13 protein-coding genes are annotated in these 14605 nt (G+C 68.1%); 8 read left to right on the top strand and 5 right to left on the bottom strand.

Annotation, left to right across the window (positions count from 1 at the left end; genetic code table 11):
• Positions 1 to 23 precede the first annotated feature (23 nt).
• Positions 24 to 986, top strand: a complete 963-nt coding sequence (locus tag QFZ83_RS13545) for a LysR substrate-binding domain-containing protein (protein ID WP_307507180.1) — start codon at positions 24 to 26, stop codon at positions 984 to 986.
• Here the strand turns inward: QFZ83_RS13545 and QFZ83_RS13540 are convergent.
• The 3 genes from QFZ83_RS13540 to QFZ83_RS13530 all read right to left on the bottom strand — a co-directional run bounded on the left by QFZ83_RS13540 (position 935) and on the right by QFZ83_RS13530 (position 4099).
• Positions 935 to 1696 carry a 2-keto-4-pentenoate hydratase gene (locus QFZ83_RS13540; protein WP_307507177.1) on the bottom strand — a complete coding sequence of 254 codons (762 nt, stop codon included), beginning with the start codon at positions 1694 to 1696 and terminating at the stop codon, positions 935 to 937. The two genes, QFZ83_RS13545 and QFZ83_RS13540, sit on opposite strands and share 52 nt — an antisense overlap.
• A gap of 66 nt (positions 1697 to 1762) precedes the next feature.
• The gene (locus QFZ83_RS13535; protein WP_306879520.1) at positions 1763 to 2740 is read right to left on the bottom strand and encodes a tripartite tricarboxylate transporter substrate binding protein; all 978 of its coding nucleotides are present in this window, start codon (positions 2738 to 2740) and stop codon (positions 1763 to 1765) included.
• Between the two features lie 114 nt (positions 2741 to 2854).
• Positions 2855 to 4099, bottom strand: a complete 1245-nt coding sequence (locus QFZ83_RS13530) for an alanine--glyoxylate aminotransferase family protein (protein ID WP_013541575.1) — start codon at positions 4097 to 4099, stop codon at positions 2855 to 2857.
• A 122-nt stretch (positions 4100 to 4221) separates the two neighbouring features.
• On the opposite strand from QFZ83_RS13530, the gene QFZ83_RS13525 reads away from it, so the two are divergent.
• The 4 genes from QFZ83_RS13525 (at position 4222) to QFZ83_RS13510 (ending at position 9874) form a co-directional block, all read left to right on the top strand.
• A complete protein-coding gene (locus QFZ83_RS13525; RefSeq protein ID WP_013541574.1) occupies positions 4222 to 4917 on the top strand; it encodes a GntR family transcriptional regulator in 696 nt (231 codons plus the stop codon).
• A gap of 19 nt (positions 4918 to 4936) precedes the next feature.
• The gene (locus tag QFZ83_RS13520) at positions 4937 to 8023 is read left to right on the top strand and encodes an FAD-binding and (Fe-S)-binding domain-containing protein (protein WP_307507174.1); all 3087 of its coding nucleotides are present in this window, start codon (positions 4937 to 4939) and stop codon (positions 8021 to 8023) included.
• A gap of 61 nt (positions 8024 to 8084) precedes the next feature.
• Positions 8085 to 9323 carry a YbfB/YjiJ family MFS transporter gene (locus tag QFZ83_RS13515; RefSeq protein WP_307507172.1) on the top strand — a complete coding sequence of 413 codons (1239 nt, stop codon included), beginning with the start codon at positions 8085 to 8087 and terminating at the stop codon, positions 9321 to 9323.
• Positions 9320 to 9874, top strand: a complete 555-nt coding sequence (locus tag QFZ83_RS13510; protein WP_307507170.1) for a methylated-DNA--[protein]-cysteine S-methyltransferase — start codon at positions 9320 to 9322, stop codon at positions 9872 to 9874. Before QFZ83_RS13515 ends, QFZ83_RS13510 begins: the two co-directional genes overlap by 4 nt.
• A 33-nt stretch (positions 9875 to 9907) precedes the next feature.
• On the opposite strand, the gene QFZ83_RS13505 is transcribed toward QFZ83_RS13510, so the two are convergent.
• Positions 9908 to 10834, bottom strand: coding sequence for a LysR family transcriptional regulator (locus tag QFZ83_RS13505; protein ID WP_307507168.1), 927 nt, complete (start codon positions 10832 to 10834; stop codon positions 9908 to 9910).
• Between the two features lie 121 nt (positions 10835 to 10955).
• Here QFZ83_RS13505 and QFZ83_RS13500 point away from each other — a divergent pair, with 121 nt between their 5' ends.
• The gene (locus tag QFZ83_RS13500; RefSeq protein WP_307507166.1) at positions 10956 to 11813 is read left to right on the top strand and encodes an NmrA family NAD(P)-binding protein; all 858 of its coding nucleotides are present in this window, start codon (positions 10956 to 10958) and stop codon (positions 11811 to 11813) included.
• Here QFZ83_RS13500 and QFZ83_RS13495 read toward each other — a convergent pair.
• Positions 11810 to 12694, bottom strand: coding sequence for a LysR substrate-binding domain-containing protein (locus QFZ83_RS13495; RefSeq protein ID WP_307507164.1), 885 nt, complete (start codon positions 12692 to 12694; stop codon positions 11810 to 11812). The two genes, QFZ83_RS13500 and QFZ83_RS13495, sit on opposite strands and share 4 nt — an antisense overlap.
• 78 nt (positions 12695 to 12772) lie before the next feature.
• Here QFZ83_RS13495 and QFZ83_RS13490 point away from each other — a divergent pair, with 78 nt between their 5' ends.
• Positions 12773 to 13954 (top strand): MFS transporter, encoded by a 1182-nt coding sequence (locus tag QFZ83_RS13490; RefSeq protein WP_307507162.1) that lies wholly within the window; start codon positions 12773 to 12775, stop codon positions 13952 to 13954.
• Positions 13951 to 14571 carry a pyridoxamine 5'-phosphate oxidase family protein gene (locus QFZ83_RS13485; RefSeq protein WP_307507159.1) on the top strand — a complete coding sequence of 207 codons (621 nt, stop codon included), beginning with the start codon at positions 13951 to 13953 and terminating at the stop codon, positions 14569 to 14571. Before QFZ83_RS13490 ends, QFZ83_RS13485 begins: the two co-directional genes overlap by 4 nt.
• Positions 14572 to 14605 lie beyond the last annotated feature (34 nt).

Here is a 14605-nt window from a genome sequence, read left to right as displayed (position 1 = left end):
TGAAGTCACAGAAAAGGAAGCCCATGCCGCGCATCGACGTCAACCGCTCCGGTGAAATGGAGGCTTTCGTGCAAGTGGTCGAGTCCGGCGGTTTCTCCGCGGCGGCGCGCCTGCTGGACATGACGCCCTCGGCCATCAGCAAGCTGGTGGCGCGGCTCGAACTGCGGCTGGGCATCCAGCTCGTGCACCGCTCCACCCGCAAGCTGCAGCTCACGCCCGAAGGGCTGCATTTCTACGAGCGCAGCACGCGCGTGCTGGCCGACATGGACGAGGCCGAACGCTGCGCCGCCGCCGGTGCGGCACCGCGTGGGCGGGTGAGCATCAATGCCAGTGTTTCGTTCGGCCATCACAAGCTGGTGCCGCTGGTGCCGCGCCTGCTCGAGATGCATCCGGAAATCACGCTGGACATCGCGCTCACCGACCGCATCGTCGACCTGATGGACGAGCGCGCGGACATCGCGATCCGCTGGGGCCAACTGCCGGCGTCCGACCTCGTGGCGCGGCGTCTCGGCGAAACGAGCCAGGCCATCGTGGCTTCGCCCGGCTACCTCAAGAAATACGGCACGCCGCACACACCGCAGGAACTGGAGGCGCACAACCGGCTCGGGTGGAGCTACCGGCGCAACACGCCGGACTGGCCGCTGCGCGTGGATGGCCGGACGATCGCGATCCCGGTGGCGGGTCCGGTGCGCGCGGGCGACGGCGAGACGCTGCGGCACCTCGCTATTGCAGGCGCGGGCGTGACGCGGCTGTCGCTATATCACGTGCAGCACGACATCGATGCGGGGCGGCTGGTGCCGCTGCTCGAAGAATTCAACCCGGGCGAGGTCGAACCGATCCACGCGGTCTACATCGGCAAGGCCGGCACGCTGCCCGCGCGGGTGCGGGCGGTGCTCGACTTCCTGGTCGCCTGCTCGGGTGTGGGAGACGGGCGCTACACGCGCAAGCGGACCGCGCCGATGCCGGCGAATTCGGCCGTCACCTGATCGCCTCGGCGGCAGGGCAGCACGCCGACCCATGAGCCCGTTGTGACGACGGTGCCGGCGCGCGCGGTCTGCCCGTGCCGCGTGATGTGACGCAGCCAGATCGGCAGCAGCCACGCCGGATCGGCCAGCGGATGGGTGCCTTCGCGCACGACGACTTCGCCATCGCCGATCCGTGTTTCGCAGCGCTGCGAGGCCCAGTCGATGGCCGCATAGGGTTGCCATTCACCGAGCACCAGCGCGCCGTGGACTTGCGAATCGGCCAGGCGGAGCAGGGCGGGCGTGGAGGCGAGGTCTTGCCAGCGCGAGTCGACGATTTCGATGGAGACGGCCATCGCGTCGATGAGCGAGCCCGAGTTGTCGTGATCGAGTTTGACGGCTTGTTCAAGTGTCACGTCCTGGCCGAGCCGCAACGCGATTTCGGATTCGATGCCGGGCGTGTGGAACACGAGGTCGTCGAAATTCGCGGGGCTCTGGCGTACGCCGGATGGAGGCAGCGGCGCGTGCGTGAGCGTCACGCTGCGCGAGCCGCCGCCGGATTTCCAGTGGCCGGGGACGGCGCCGTCGTCACCGAACCAGTCCAGCGCGGCGGCCACGGCGTCCTGCACTTCATAGGCCTGGGCGGCGTCTTGCAGCGCATCGGTCCAGGGGGCGGCATCGAGGGTGCGGTTGCTGCGGCGTGCGGCGATCAAGGCGTCGGCGAGGGCGGTCATGGATGGAGTCATCCTGCGATTTTGTCAGTTGCTGTTCGGGGCGTGATCGCGCCCTGAACAAGGGCTTCAGGTTTCCACGTGCACGTTGCCGTCCTTGACGACCTTCGCCCACTTGGCAATTTCAGTGCTGATGAACTGCTTGAACTTGTCTTGCGAACCGCCGCCGTCTTCCGCGCCGTAGGTGTCCATGCGCTCCTGCACATCGGGCATCGCAAGCACCGTGTTCACATCGCGATTCACCTTCTGCGCAATCGCAGGCGGCAGCTTGCCCGGGCCGACAAGCCCGTACCACGTGGTGGCCTCGAAGCCTGCGAAGCCTTGCTCCTGCATCGTCGGCACGCTCGGGTGGCCCTTGGCGCGCTTGGTGCGCGTCTGGGCGACAGCGATCACGCGGCCGTTCTTCACGTGCGGCGTGGCGGCCGTCATCGTCTCGAAGCTGTACTGGATCTGACCGCCCATCAGGTCGGCGAGCAGCGGGCCGCTGCCCTTGTAAGGCACGTGGAGCGCATCGACACCGCCTTGCAGCTTGAACATCTCGAGCGCCAGGTGCTGCGCCGAACCCGCACCGGCCGAGCCGAAGCTCACCGTGCCGGGCGCGGCCTTGCAGGCGGCCACGATGTCTTTCACGCTCAACGCCTTCTGCCCCGGGTTCGCGATCAGCAGGTTGGGCGTGACGCCCACGAGCACGATCGGCACGAAGTCGCGCTCCACGCTGTAGCGCAGCTTGGGCTGCAGGCTGGGCGCGAGCGCGTGGCTGTTGATGTGCGCCATCAGCAGCGTGCTGCCGTCGCTGGGTTGCTGGGCCACGTAGTCGGCCGCGAGCACACCGGCGACGCCGCCCTTGTTCTCGACGATGACCTGCTGGCCCCACATCACGGTGAGCTTCTGCGCGACCACGCGCGCGAGCGCATCGGTGCCGCCGCCGGGTGGAAAGCCCACCACGATGCGCACAGGGCCCGAGGGCCACTCCTGTGCGAAGAGCCGGGGCACGCCCAGCGTGGCGGCCGCGGCGCCGGCGGCTTGAATGAGGGAACGTCTTTGCATCATCTTTGTCTCCGTGGTGTTGGGGTCCGATGCGTGCCGGCCTGTCGAAGGGGCCGGCAAGGTGGAGGCCGCCGCCTCGTTCGAGCGACGCGTTGCGGCCGGTGTGTCGCAGGCCTATGCGGCTTTCTGCAGGCCGACCGGTGCCGCCGCGTGATTGGCGAAATAGTCCATCGTGGCCTGCACGCCGCTGCCCGCGAGCTTGATGCCCGAGAGCTTCATGCCCATCTCGACGCCCGCGACCATGGCCACGAGGGTCAGGTCGTTGCTGTCGCCCAGATGGCCCATGCGGAACATGCGGCCCTTGAGCTTGCCGAGGCCCGTGCCGAGCGAGAGGTCGAAGCGCTGATGGATCAGGCGGCGCAGCGCGTCGGCATCGACGCCTTCGGGTGTGATCACGCCGGTGAGCACGGGCGAGTAGACGGCAGGGTCCGCGCACTGGATCGGGAGGCCCCAAGCATTGACCGCGGCGCGCACGCCGGCGCCCCAGCGCTGGTGGCGCGCGAACACGTTGTCCAGCCCTTCGCCCAGGATCATGTCGAGCGATTCCGACAGGCCGTAGAGCAGGTTGGTGTTCGGCGTGTAGGGCCAGTAGCCGTCCTTGTTCATCTCGACGATTTCGTCCCAGGCCCAGAAGGCGCGCGGGAGCTTGGCGGTCTTCGAGACTTCGAGCGCGCGCGGCGAGAGTGCGTTGAAGCTGATACCCGGCGGCAGCATCAGGCCCTTCTGCGAGCCGCTGATGGTGACGTCCACGCCCCATTCGTCGTGCCGGAAGTCGGCGCTCGCGAGGCCCGAGATGCTGTCGACCATCAACAGGGCAGGGTGGCCGGCCGCGTCGATGGCCTTGCGCACCGAGGCGATATCGGAGGTGACGCCGGTGGAGGTTTCGTTGTGCACCACGCACACGGCCTTGATTTTCTTCTCGGTGTCCTTGCGAAGGCGCGCCTCGATGAGCTCGGCCTGCACGCCGCGGCGCCAACTCGGCGCATTCGGCAAATGTTCGTCGGTGCCGGCGAGCGCGAGGAATTCGGTCGAGAGGCCGAGGCGCGTGGCCATCTTCTGCCAGAGCGAGGCGAAGTGGCCGGTCTCGTACATCAGCACGTGGTCGCCCGGGCTCAGCGTGTTGGCCAGGGCGGCCTCCCACGCGCCAGTGCCCGAAGCGGGGTAGATGGCGACCGGATGCTTCGTCTTGAAGATCTGCTTGATGCCGCCGAGCACCTTCAAACCGAGCGTGCCGAACTCGGGCCCGCGGTGGTCGATGGTGGGCAGGCTCATGGCCCGCAGGATGCGGTCGGGCACCGGGCTCGGGCCGGGAATCTGGAGGAAATGGCGGCCGGTGGGATGGATGTCGAGTTGCAGCATGGACTGTCCTTTCGCTTTCAGTTTTGCATTCAAAATTGATTTACGTATGCTGGTTTACCCTGGATTGCTGGGGTTGTAGGTCCTAATCTTTGCATTCAAAATGCATTCAAGGGAATCCAACCATGACCGCAGAAATCATCGAAATCTCCAGGCTCGCATTGCACGACCAGGTCGCTGCGCGCCTTCGCACCATGCTGGTGGAGGGGCACATCGCCCCCGGCGCCAAGCTCAACGAGCGCGAGCTGTGCCTGCAATTGCGCGTGTCGCGCACGCCGCTGCGCGAAGCCATCAAGCTGCTCGCGGCCGAAGGGCTGGTCGACCTGTTGCCGAATCGCGGCGCGGTGGCGGTGAAACTCACCGAGACCGATGTGCTCGACACCTTCGAGGTGCTGGCGATGCTCGAGGGCATGTCGGGCGAGCTTGCCGCCAAGCGCATCACTGATGAAGAACTGGCCGAGGTGCGCGCACTGCACTACGAAATGTTGGCCTGCTTTTCGCGGCGTGATCTCTCGGGCTACTACCGCCTGAACGCGCGCATCCACACGGCCATCAACGAGGCCGCGGGGAACCCGGTGCTCGCGGGCACCTACCGATCGATCAATGCGCGGGTGCAGTCGCTGCGCTTTCGCACCAACCAGAACGAGACCAAGTGGAAGCATGCGGTCGACGAGCACGAACAGATGATCCAGGCGCTGGCCGCGCGCGATGCCCAGGCGATGCGCAAGGTGCTCATCGCGCATGTGCTGCGCAAGCGCGACACGGTGCTGGAGCTGCTGCGCGCCGGCGAGATCTATCCCCAGGCCAACAAGGCGAACTGACGCCACACCCACCATCACCATGCGCATCGATCCCGCCAGCCACATGCAGCCAGCCGGAACCGTTCTTCCGCCCAACGACACCTGCGAGCTGCTCTCGCGCCGGCTGCGCGCCGAGACGCAAGGCGAGGTGCTCTTCGACGACGGTTCGCGCGGGCGCTATGCCACCGACGCGTCGATCTACCAGATCACGCCGGTCGGCGCCTTCGTGCCGACGAACGACAAGGACATCGCGACCGCCATCGACATCGCACGCGACCTCAAGGTGCCGGTGTTGGCACGCGGCGGCGGGACGAGCCAGTGCGGGCAGACCACGGGCGCGGCGCTGGTCATCGACAACAGCAAGCACTTTCGGCGCGTGCTCGAGGTGAATGCGGAGGAGGGCACGGCGACGGTGGAACCCGGCCTCGTGCTCGATCACCTGAACGCGAAGCTCAAGCCGCTCGGGCTCTGGTATCCGGTCGATGTATCGACCAGCGCGCAAGCCACGCTGGGTGGCATGGCGGGCAACAACTCCTGTGGTTCCCGCTCCATCGCCTACGGGAACATGGTGCACAACGTGCTGGGCGCGAGCGCGTGGTTGTCGAACGGCGAGCTGGTGGAGTTCGGACCGACGGGCACGCTCGGCGTGCGTGCGGCCGGCATCGCGCAGTTCGTGCGCGGCCTCGCGCGGCAGCACCGCGATGCGATGGCCGAGCACTGGCCCAAGGTGATGCGCCGCGTGGCCGGCTACAACCTCGACATCTTCGACAACCAGAGCGAGAAGCCGTACACCGCCGATGGCAGCGTGAACCTTGCGCATCTCCTGATCGGCTCGGAAGGCACGCTCGCGTACACCAAGAGCCTGAAGCTCAAGCTCGCGCCCTTGCCGCGCGCGAAGGTGCTGGGCATCGTGAACTTCCCGACCTTCCATGCAGCCATGGATGCGGCGCAGCATATCGTCAAGCTCGGGCCGACAGCGGTGGAGCTGGTCGACCGCACGATGATCGAGCTGAGCCTGGCGAACCCCGCCTTCAAGCCGACGGTGGAAACCGCGCTGATCGGCAAGCCCGCAGCCATCCTGCTGGTCGAGTTCTCCGGCGCCGACAAGGCCGCATTGCTGCCGCAACTGAAGCAACTGGTCGAACTGATGGGAGACCTGGGCCTTCCCGGCAGCGTGGTCGAGATGCCCGACGACGCGCGGCAAAAGAACCTGTGGGAAGTGCGCAAGGCCGGCCTCAACATCATGATGAGCCTCAAGGGCGACGGCAAGCCGGTGAGCTTCATCGAAGACTGCGCGGTGCCGCTCGAACACCTGGCCGAATACACCGACGCGCTGACCGAGGTGTTCGCCAAGTACGGCAGCCGCGGCACCTGGTACGCGCACGCCTCGGTCGGCACGCTGCATGTGCGGCCGATCCTCGACATGCGGGCAGACGGCGCCACGAAGATGCGCGCCATCGCCGAAGAAGCGAGCGCGTTGGTGCGCAAGTACAAGGGCGCCTTCAGCGGCGAGCACGGAGACGGCCTCTGCCGCGGCGAGTGGATCGAATGGCAGTTCGGCCCGGCCATCAACGAGGCCTTCCGCGCGATCAAGAAGAAGCTCGACCCGATCGACCTGTTCAACCCCGGCAAGATCATCGATCCGCCGCGCATGGACGACGGCGCGCTGTTCCGCTTTGCGCCGCCGACTGCGCCGAAGCCTTACCGCCGCATCGAACTCAAGCCGGTGCTCGACTGGTCGGCCTGGAACGTCAACGCCGATCCGGTGACTGAAGTAACCACCGCGCCCGGCACCGGCGGCGACAGCACCGGCGGCCTCGCGAAAGCCGTGGAGATGTGCAACAACAACGGCCACTGCCGGAAGTTCGATGCCGGCACCATGTGCCCGAGCTATCGCGTGACGCGCGACGAACAGCACCTGACGCGCGGCCGTGCCAACACGCTGCGCCTCACGCTCTCGGGCCAGCTCGGCGCCGACGCCTTCACCAGCGAAGCCATGCACGAGACCATGGACCTGTGCGTCGGCTGCAAGGGCTGCAAGCGCGATTGCCCGACGGGGGTGGACATGGCGAAGATGAAGATCGAGTTTCTCGACCACTACAAGAAGCGCCACGGCCATACGCTGAAGGACAAGCTGGTCGCCTACATGCCCGACTACGCGCACAAAGCGAGCCGCATGCCGTGGCTGCTGAACCTGCGCAACAGCGTGCCCGGAGCGGCGTGGCTCGGCGAAAAGTTGCTGGGCTTTTCGGCGAAGCGGTCGCTGCCCGAGTGGCGCAGCGACACCTTCTGGCGTGCGAAGGGCAACGAGCCCGGCCTGTTCGCGGATCAAGCCTCGGTGCTGTCGGTGGCGGCGCGCGGTGGCAAGGCGGCGGTGCTTTTCGTCGACACCTTCAACGGCACCTTCGAAAGCGAGAACGCCTTTGCAGCCGCGCGCGTGCTCGAAGCCGCGGGCTATGTGCTGCACACGGTCGAGAAGAGCGGTGGAAAGGGCGGCGGGCACCATTGCTGCGGTCGCACCTTCCTCGCGAGCGGCATGGTGGACGAGGCCAAGGTGCGCGCCGAGGCGCTGATCGATGCGCTGCTGCCACTCGCGCAAGCGGGCATTCCCATCGTCGGCCTGGAGCCTTCTTGCCTGCTCACGCTGCGCGACGAGACGCTGGTGATGGGCTTCGGCGACAAGGCGCAGACCGTGGCGAAGCAGGCACTGCTGTTCGAGGAATTCATCGCGCGCGAAATCAAGGCGAGCCGGTTCAAGCTGTCGCTGAAACCATCTGCCGCGCCGATCCTCCTGCACGGCCATTGCCACCAGAAAGCCTTCGGCGCGGTGAGCCCGATCCTGGAGGTGCTCAAGCTCATTCCCGGCGCCGAGCCCGAGCTGATCGAAAGCTCCTGCTGCGGCATGGCCGGCAGCTTCGGCTACGAGGCGAGCCACTTCGACGTCTCGATGCAGATGGCCGAGGCGAGCCTGCTGCCTGCCATCCGTGCGAAGCCCGATGCGGTGGTGGTGGCCGATGGCACCAGTTGCCGCCACCAGATCGGCGACGGGGCGCAGCGCGAGGCGGTGCACGTGGCGGTGCTGCTGGCGCGTCACCTGGTGGTGAAGCCGGATTCGACGGCGCGGTAACCGGCCGGCACACGGGCAGGATCGCGCGGGCTGCCGCAAAATGGCTGCGCCGCCCGATCCGATGTCGACCACCCTCACTTCTCCCTCCCTTCGCGCGCAGCCCACGCTGCGCCTTGCGTTCGCGCTGTCGATGGGCGCGGCCGTGTCGCTCGGCATCACCCGTTTTGCCTACGCCTTGCTGCTGCCGCCGATGCGCGCCGACCTCGGCTGGAGCTACGCGCTGGCCGGCGGCATGAACACCGCCAACGCGGTCGGCTACCTGGCCGGCGCGCTGGTCACGCCGGCGCTGATGCGGCGCTTCGGCGTGACGCGGCTCCTCATCGTCGGCGCCGTGCTGGCCAGCGTGTTCATGGCGGGCAGCGGCTTCGTGACCGATGCGCCGGCCTTGCTGCTGCAGCGCCTGCTGGCGGGCGTGGCCAGCGCGTGGGTGTTCGTGGCGGGCGGGTTGCTCGCCGCGCGGCTCGGTGAAGCGGATGCACGGACCGGCGCCTCGCGCAGCGGGCTGCTGCTGGGCATCTATTACGGCGGTACTGGCTTCGGCATCCTGTTGTCGGCGTTGCTCGTGCCGCAAGTGCTGCGCGCGGCGTCGGATGTGCCGCACGGCTGGACCTGGGCGTGGTGGGCGTTGGCGCTTGCGAGCGGCGTTGCGACCTGCCTGCTGGCCTGGGCCGGGCGCGCGATGCCGGACACGCCACTTTCGGGAGCCCCATCGGCTGTGGTCGCGGCCGACGCAGCGCCCGTCGCACTGCGCCACTTCGGCTGGGCACTCGCGGGCTACGCGCTCTTCGGCATGGGCTACATCGGCTACATGACCTTCGTGATCGCGCTGCTGCGGGAGCAGGGCGCCAGCGCCGGCTTCGTCACCCTGTTCTATGCCTTGCTGGGCATCGCCTGCGTGGCCTCGTCGCGGTTGTGGGCCGGGCTGCTCGACCGCTACCGCGGCGGCCAGCCGCAGGCGCTGCTGAACGGGCTGCTCGGCGTGGCCACGCTGCTGCCGGTGCTGAGCGCTTCGGCGCCCGTGGCACTGGCCTCGGGCGTGCTGTTCGGCGGCGTGTTCCTGTCGGTGGTGGCTTCGACCACCGCGCTGGTGCGCCACAACCTGCCGCCAGCACGCTGGGCGCAGGGCATCAGCCTGTTCACCATCGTCTTCGCGCTCGGGCAGATCGTCGGCCCGACGGTGACGGGCTGGATCTCGGACGGCCCTGGCGGCCTCGCGCGCGGGCTGGTGGCTTCGGCGATCGCACTGTGGCTCGGTGCGGTACTGGCATCGCGCCAGCATGCGTTGAAGGAGATCGGATGACGGAACGAGACGACGCCACCGGCTTCGCACTGTTCGAAACCACCATCGGCATGTGCGCGCTGGCCTGGGGGCCGCATGGATTGGTTGGCGTGCAACTGCCTACCGACGAGGGCGAGCCGGCCACGCGGGCGCGCATGCGGCACCGCTTTCCAGAGCTGCGTGAAGGCCCGCCGAACGACATGGCGCAGCGCGCCATCGCCGCCATCCAAAGCCTGCTGCAAGGCGTGCACGACGACCTGAGCCACATCGTGCTCGACATGCGCGGCGTGTCGGAGTTTCACCAGCGCATCTACGCCATTGCACGCAGCATTCCGCCGGGGCAGACGCGTACCTACGGCGAGATTGCCGAGGAGCTCGGCGACAAGGGGCTGTCGCGCGCCGTGGGGCAGGCCATGGGCCACAACCCCTTCGCGCCTGTGGTGCCGTGCCATCGCGTGCTCGCGGCGGGCAACAAGCCCGGTGGGTTCTCGGCCGGCGGCGGCGCGCTGACGAAGCTGCGCATGCTGGGCATCGAAGATGCGCGGCCGAACGGGATGGCTTCGCTGTTCTGAGTTCCGCCGCTCAGGGACCTGCGAGCAGCCGTCTCATCGGCGCGATCCGGGCTTCGCCTCGGGAGCAATCGCCGCCATCACGAAGTCGATGAACGCCCGCACCTTCGCCGCCGGCAGGTGGCGCGACGGGTACAGCGCATAGAGCGGAAAGCGCTCGTCGGGCCAGTCGGGAAACAGGTCGACGAACTCGCCGCTGTCGAGGTGCTGCTGGATGCCCACCGCCTTGATCTGCGCAACGCCCACGCCCGCGAGCGCGGTGGCGAGGATGGTGCCTGCATCGGTCAGCAGCAGCCGGCCGGTGGTGGGCACCTTGACGAGCTTTCGGCCGCGCTGGAATTCCCATGTGTAGGGCTGCCCCGTGACCGGGTTGCGCACCTGCAGGCAGGCGTGGTTCACGAGATCCGCGGGCTTCGCGGGGCGCCCATGGCGCTTCAGGTAGGCAGGCGTCGCGACGGTCACGATGCGCGTGTCCATGAGCTTGCGCGCGACCAGCGATGACGAAGGTGGTTCGCCGAAGCGCACCGCGATGTCGAAGCCTTCGGCCACGAGGTCGCCGAGTTGGTCGCGTGCGACGAGGTCGAGCGACAGCTCGGGGTACTGGTCGAGAAAGCGCGGGAGATGCGGCGCGAGCAAAAGGCGCGATGTGAAGGCGTCGGTGTTGACGCGCAAGCGCCCGCGCACCGCGCCGGCAGCGCCTGCGGCGATGGTCACTGCGTCCTCGATGCCCAGCACCAGTGGATTGACGTTGGCATAGAGCAGCCGGCCTTCGTCCGTGAGGTTGAGCGAGCGCGTCGTGCGGTCGAACAGGCGCACGCCGATGCGCACCTCCAGCCGTGCGATGGCGCGGCTGACGCCCGAGGGTGTGAGGCCGAGCGCATTGGCCGCGCTCGCGAAGCTGCCGCCTTCGACGACAGCGGCGAGCACGCCCACGTTGGAGAGGAGTCGTCCGTCGAGTGCCATGTTCTGTATTCGTGATCGGGTGTCATGAATGATATGCCTCTGGGTCGCTTTACTCAAAGACGCCGGATTCCTACATTCCTTCCATCGCAATCGATTCACTGGAAGAAAGAAGGAAAGTCTCATGTACGCAATCACCGGTATCACAGGCAATGTCGGCGGCGCCGTCGCGCGCACCTTGCTGGCCGAGGGCCATTCCGTTCGCGCGGTGGTGCGCGATGCAGCCAAGGGCCAGGTCTGGTCCGACCTGGGCTGCGAAGTCGCCATCGCCGAGATGGAAGATGCGGCGGCGTTGACGCGCGCCTTCACGGGCGTTCGAGGTGTCTTCGTCCTGCCGCCGCCGAACTTCGATCCCACGCCCGGCTTCCCGGAAGCGAAGGCCGTCATCGACGCGGTGGGCCGCGCGCTCGTCGCAGCGCGGCCGGCCCGCGTGATCTGCCTCTCGACCGTCGGCGCACAGGCCACGCAATCGAACCTGCTGAGCCAGCGCACCCTGATGGAACAGGCGCTGTCGGCGCTGCCGCTGCCCGTCGCGTTCCTGCGGCCCGCATGGTTTCTCGACAACCTTGCCTGGGACATTGCAGGCGCGCGCGAGCAGGGCGTTTTCGCGAGCTTCCTGCAGCCGCTCGACAGGCCGGTGCCGATGGTCGCCGCGGCCGATGTCGGGCGTGTCGTGGCCGAGCTGCTGGTGCAGGAGGGCCCAGTCGAACGCATCGTCGAACTCGAAGGCCCGGAGCGTGTGAGCCCGAACGCGATCGCCGCGGCGCTCTCGACGGTGTTGGATCGCCCGGTTCAGGCCGAGGCGGTGCCGCGCGAGACCTGGGGTTCGCTGTTTCTCTCGCAGGGAATGAAGGACCCGATGCCGCGGATCCAGATGCTCGACGGTTTCAACGAGGGGTGGATCACCTTCGAGGGCGGCGATGCGACAGTGCGCAAGGGCAAGGTCGGTCTCATCGAGGTCATCCGCTCATTAGCGAGTTAAGTGGCGGGCAGCATCTCCTCGAACCATGCAGCCACGTGCCGGGCTTCTGCGGCGGCGTCGGAAGCGAGGCCGTAGTAATAGCGATCGAGCGCCATGCGCAGCGCAGGCAGCGGCGATTGCAGGCGGCCCGAGGCCAGGTCGTGCGACACGAGCGAGGTCGGCGCGAGGGCGATGCCGAGGCCATCGACCGCAGCCTGCAGCACGAAGTGCAGGTGGTCGAACTGCAGGCGGCCGGCAGGCTTCGTGCGCGGCGCGCCGACCTGCTTCTTCCAGGCGTCCCAGTCGTCCTTGCGCGTCTTGGCCGAGAGCTGCACATGCGACGCGAGCGCGCGCAGGTCGGCCAGCGGATGCGCCTTGAACAGGGCAGGCGCGCCGACCACCAGCACTTCGTCTTCGAGAAAGGGATGCACCCGGGCGGACGAGGGCCAGCCCTCGAGGCCGCGACGCACCGCGATGTCGAAGCTGCCGGTGGCCTGCTCTGGCATCACCGTGCTGGTGACGACCTGCGGTTCGATGTCGGGATGGCGCTCGACGAACGAGGGCAGCCGCGGAATCAGCCAGCGCACGGCAAACGAGGGCCGCACGTTGATCCGCACCGCGCGGGCCGGGCCTTGCGCCTGCAGCGCATGGGCGGCCGTGTTGATCTGCGCCAGCGCCGGCCCGGCCTCCGCGAAGAACTGCTGGCCTTCCGCCGTCAGCGCCACCTGTCGGATGCGGCGCTCGAAGAGCGCGACGCCCAGGTATTCCTCAAGGCTCTTGATCTGCCGGCTCACCGCGCTGTGGGTGACATGCAGCTCCTCGGCCGCACGCGTGAAGCTCTGGTGACGGGCCGCGGCGACAAAGGCGCGCACGGCGTTGAGGGGCGGTTCTCGAAGCGGCATGCGTGCAATTTTCTCACGCATGAGGGGCGTTAATCTCGTTTGTCAGCCCGCCTTGCCGCGGCGCACGATGGGGTCTCGATGCCTTCCACGCCCCTCGCACCAGCCCCCGCAGCGCCCAGCGCCACCGATCTGAATTCCCGCCACGCAGCCATCGCGCTCGGGCTTTCGCTGCCGGCCGACGTCGTTCTCTACCTCTTGCTGCCGATGTACGCCGACCAGTTCGGCGTGACGCTGGCCGAAGCCGGCATGCTGCTCGCCGCCAACCGGCTGGTGCGCATCGCCGGCTATCGCTGGGTGGCACGCTTCTATGCGCGCAACGGCGACCGGCCGACCTGCACCATCGCCGTCGTGGCCGCCGCCGTCTGCGGCGTGGGCTACGCGACGCTCTCGGGCTTCTGGGCGCTGCTGCCGCTGCGGCTGATGTGGGGGCTGTGCTTCGCGGCGCTCAACCTGTCGACCCAGGCGCTGGCCACGGCCGACCCCATCGGTGCAGCGCACCGCAACGGCCGATCGCGCGCGTTCATTGCCATGGGGCCGGTGCTGGCGCTGCCGCTGGGCGCGTTGATGGCGCACTGGGTCGGGCCGCGCGCGATCTTCGGCATCCTCGCGGTGTTCTCGCTGCTGGCGGTGTTCGCGGCGCGGCGACTGCCGTCGGCGCCGCATCGCACGGAAAAACCCACGCGGCGCTTCCAGTGGCCGAACAGCCTCGATGGCTGGTCGTTCATGGAAGGGCTGGCGCTCGACGGGCTCTTCATCGTCGGCCTGTCCTACCTCGGCAAGGACCTGCTGCCGGGCGGCGCGGTGATCGTGGCGGGCTTGCTGATGGCGCTGCGCTACTTGGCGGAGATTTTCCTGAGCCCGGTCGGCGGGCACCTGGCGGACCGCTTCGGCGCGGAGCGGCTGCTGGTGAGCCTTTCGCTCATGACGGCCATCGCGCTCGTGGGCTTCGGCCTCGGATGGCTCTGGAGCTGCGCGGCGTTGATCGTCGTGCTGCGTGCCTTGCAGCTGCCTCTGTTGTCGCCCATCGTGGCGCGCCGCACGCCAGGGCCCGACCGCGTACAGGCGCTGGCGGCGCGCTCGGTGTGGCGCGACATCGGCGCCGGCGCCGGACCGCTCATCGCGGGGTTGCTGCTGCCGGTCGCATCGCCGCCGTGGCTCTATGGCATTGCCGCAGTGCTGCTGGCCATCATGGCGTTGGCCTGCGGGCGAAATCCATCGCCACAATCGACACCACCCCCCACGCAGGAGCGAACGTCATGACAAGGCCCCACGCCATCGAAACCGTCGAGCAGCTCGAAGCGCTGTTCGGCCAGCCCGGCGAGGCCTCGCTGAAGAAGGAAGTGCCGTACCTGCATCCGAGCTACCAGGCGCTGATCGCCGCATCGCCTTTCGCGGTGCTCGCCACCATCGGCCCCGGCGGCCTGGACGCATCGCCCCGCGGCGATCCGCCGGGCTTCGTGATGGTGCAGGACGAGAAGACGCTGCTCTTGCCCGAGCGACGAGGCAACAACCGCATCGACAGCCTGCGCAACATCGTGGCCGATCCGCGCGTGGCCTTGCTCTTTCTGATTCCCGGTGTCGGCGAGACGCTGCGGGTGAATGGAAGAGCGCGCATCACCGTCGCGCCGGACGTCCTGGCGCGCTTCGAGATGGAAGGCAAGCTGCCGAAGTGCGTGATCGAGGTGCAGGTGGAGACGGTGTACTTCCAGTGCGCCCGCGCGATCCAGCGTTCGAAGCTCTGGGCGCCGGTGGCGGCGGATGCGATGCGCGAAGTGCCGACGGCCGGGGCCATCCTTTCGGCGTTGACGAATGCCGCGTTCGATGGGGCGACCTACGACCGGGAACTGCCTGCCAGGCAGCAGGCCACTCTGTACTGAGCCCTGCAAGGGCAGGCACCCGGCCCGCCGATGG

Source organism: Variovorax sp. W1I1 (assembly GCF_030815625.1).
GTDB classification, from domain to species: domain Bacteria; phylum Pseudomonadota; class Gammaproteobacteria; order Burkholderiales; family Burkholderiaceae_C; genus Variovorax; species Variovorax paradoxus_C.
The sequence above is the reverse complement of the archived record's forward strand: the minus strand, read 5'-3'. Positions and strand labels throughout refer to the sequence as shown.

Bases quoted from the DNA above. Each gene is read 5' to 3' on its own strand.
- QFZ83_RS13545 (WP_307507180.1), top strand. From the start codon at position 24: ATGCCGCGCATCGACGTCAACCGCTCCGGTGAAATGGAGGCTTTCGTG.
- QFZ83_RS13540 (WP_307507177.1), bottom strand. From the start codon at position 1,696: ATGACCGCCCTCGCCGACGCCTTGATCGCCGCACGCCGCAGCAACCGC.
- QFZ83_RS13535 (WP_306879520.1), bottom strand. From the start codon at position 2,740: ATGCAAAGACGTTCCCTCATTCAAGCCGCCGGCGCCGCGGCCGCCACG.
- QFZ83_RS13530 (WP_013541575.1), bottom strand. From the start codon at position 4,099: ATGCTGCAACTCGACATCCATCCCACCGGCCGCCATTTCCTCCAGATT.
- QFZ83_RS13525 (WP_013541574.1), top strand. From the start codon at position 4,222: ATGACCGCAGAAATCATCGAAATCTCCAGGCTCGCATTGCACGACCAG.
- QFZ83_RS13520 (WP_307507174.1), top strand. From the start codon at position 4,937: ATGCGCATCGATCCCGCCAGCCACATGCAGCCAGCCGGAACCGTTCTT.
- QFZ83_RS13515 (WP_307507172.1), top strand. From the start codon at position 8,085: ATGTCGACCACCCTCACTTCTCCCTCCCTTCGCGCGCAGCCCACGCTG.
- QFZ83_RS13510 (WP_307507170.1), top strand. From the start codon at position 9,320: ATGACGGAACGAGACGACGCCACCGGCTTCGCACTGTTCGAAACCACC.
- QFZ83_RS13505 (WP_307507168.1), bottom strand. From the start codon at position 10,834: ATGGCACTCGACGGACGACTCCTCTCCAACGTGGGCGTGCTCGCCGCT.
- QFZ83_RS13500 (WP_307507166.1), top strand. From the start codon at position 10,956: ATGTACGCAATCACCGGTATCACAGGCAATGTCGGCGGCGCCGTCGCG.
- QFZ83_RS13495 (WP_307507164.1), bottom strand. From the start codon at position 12,694: ATGCCGCTTCGAGAACCGCCCCTCAACGCCGTGCGCGCCTTTGTCGCC.
- QFZ83_RS13490 (WP_307507162.1), top strand. From the start codon at position 12,773: ATGCCTTCCACGCCCCTCGCACCAGCCCCCGCAGCGCCCAGCGCCACC.
- QFZ83_RS13485 (WP_307507159.1), top strand. From the start codon at position 13,951: ATGACAAGGCCCCACGCCATCGAAACCGTCGAGCAGCTCGAAGCGCTG.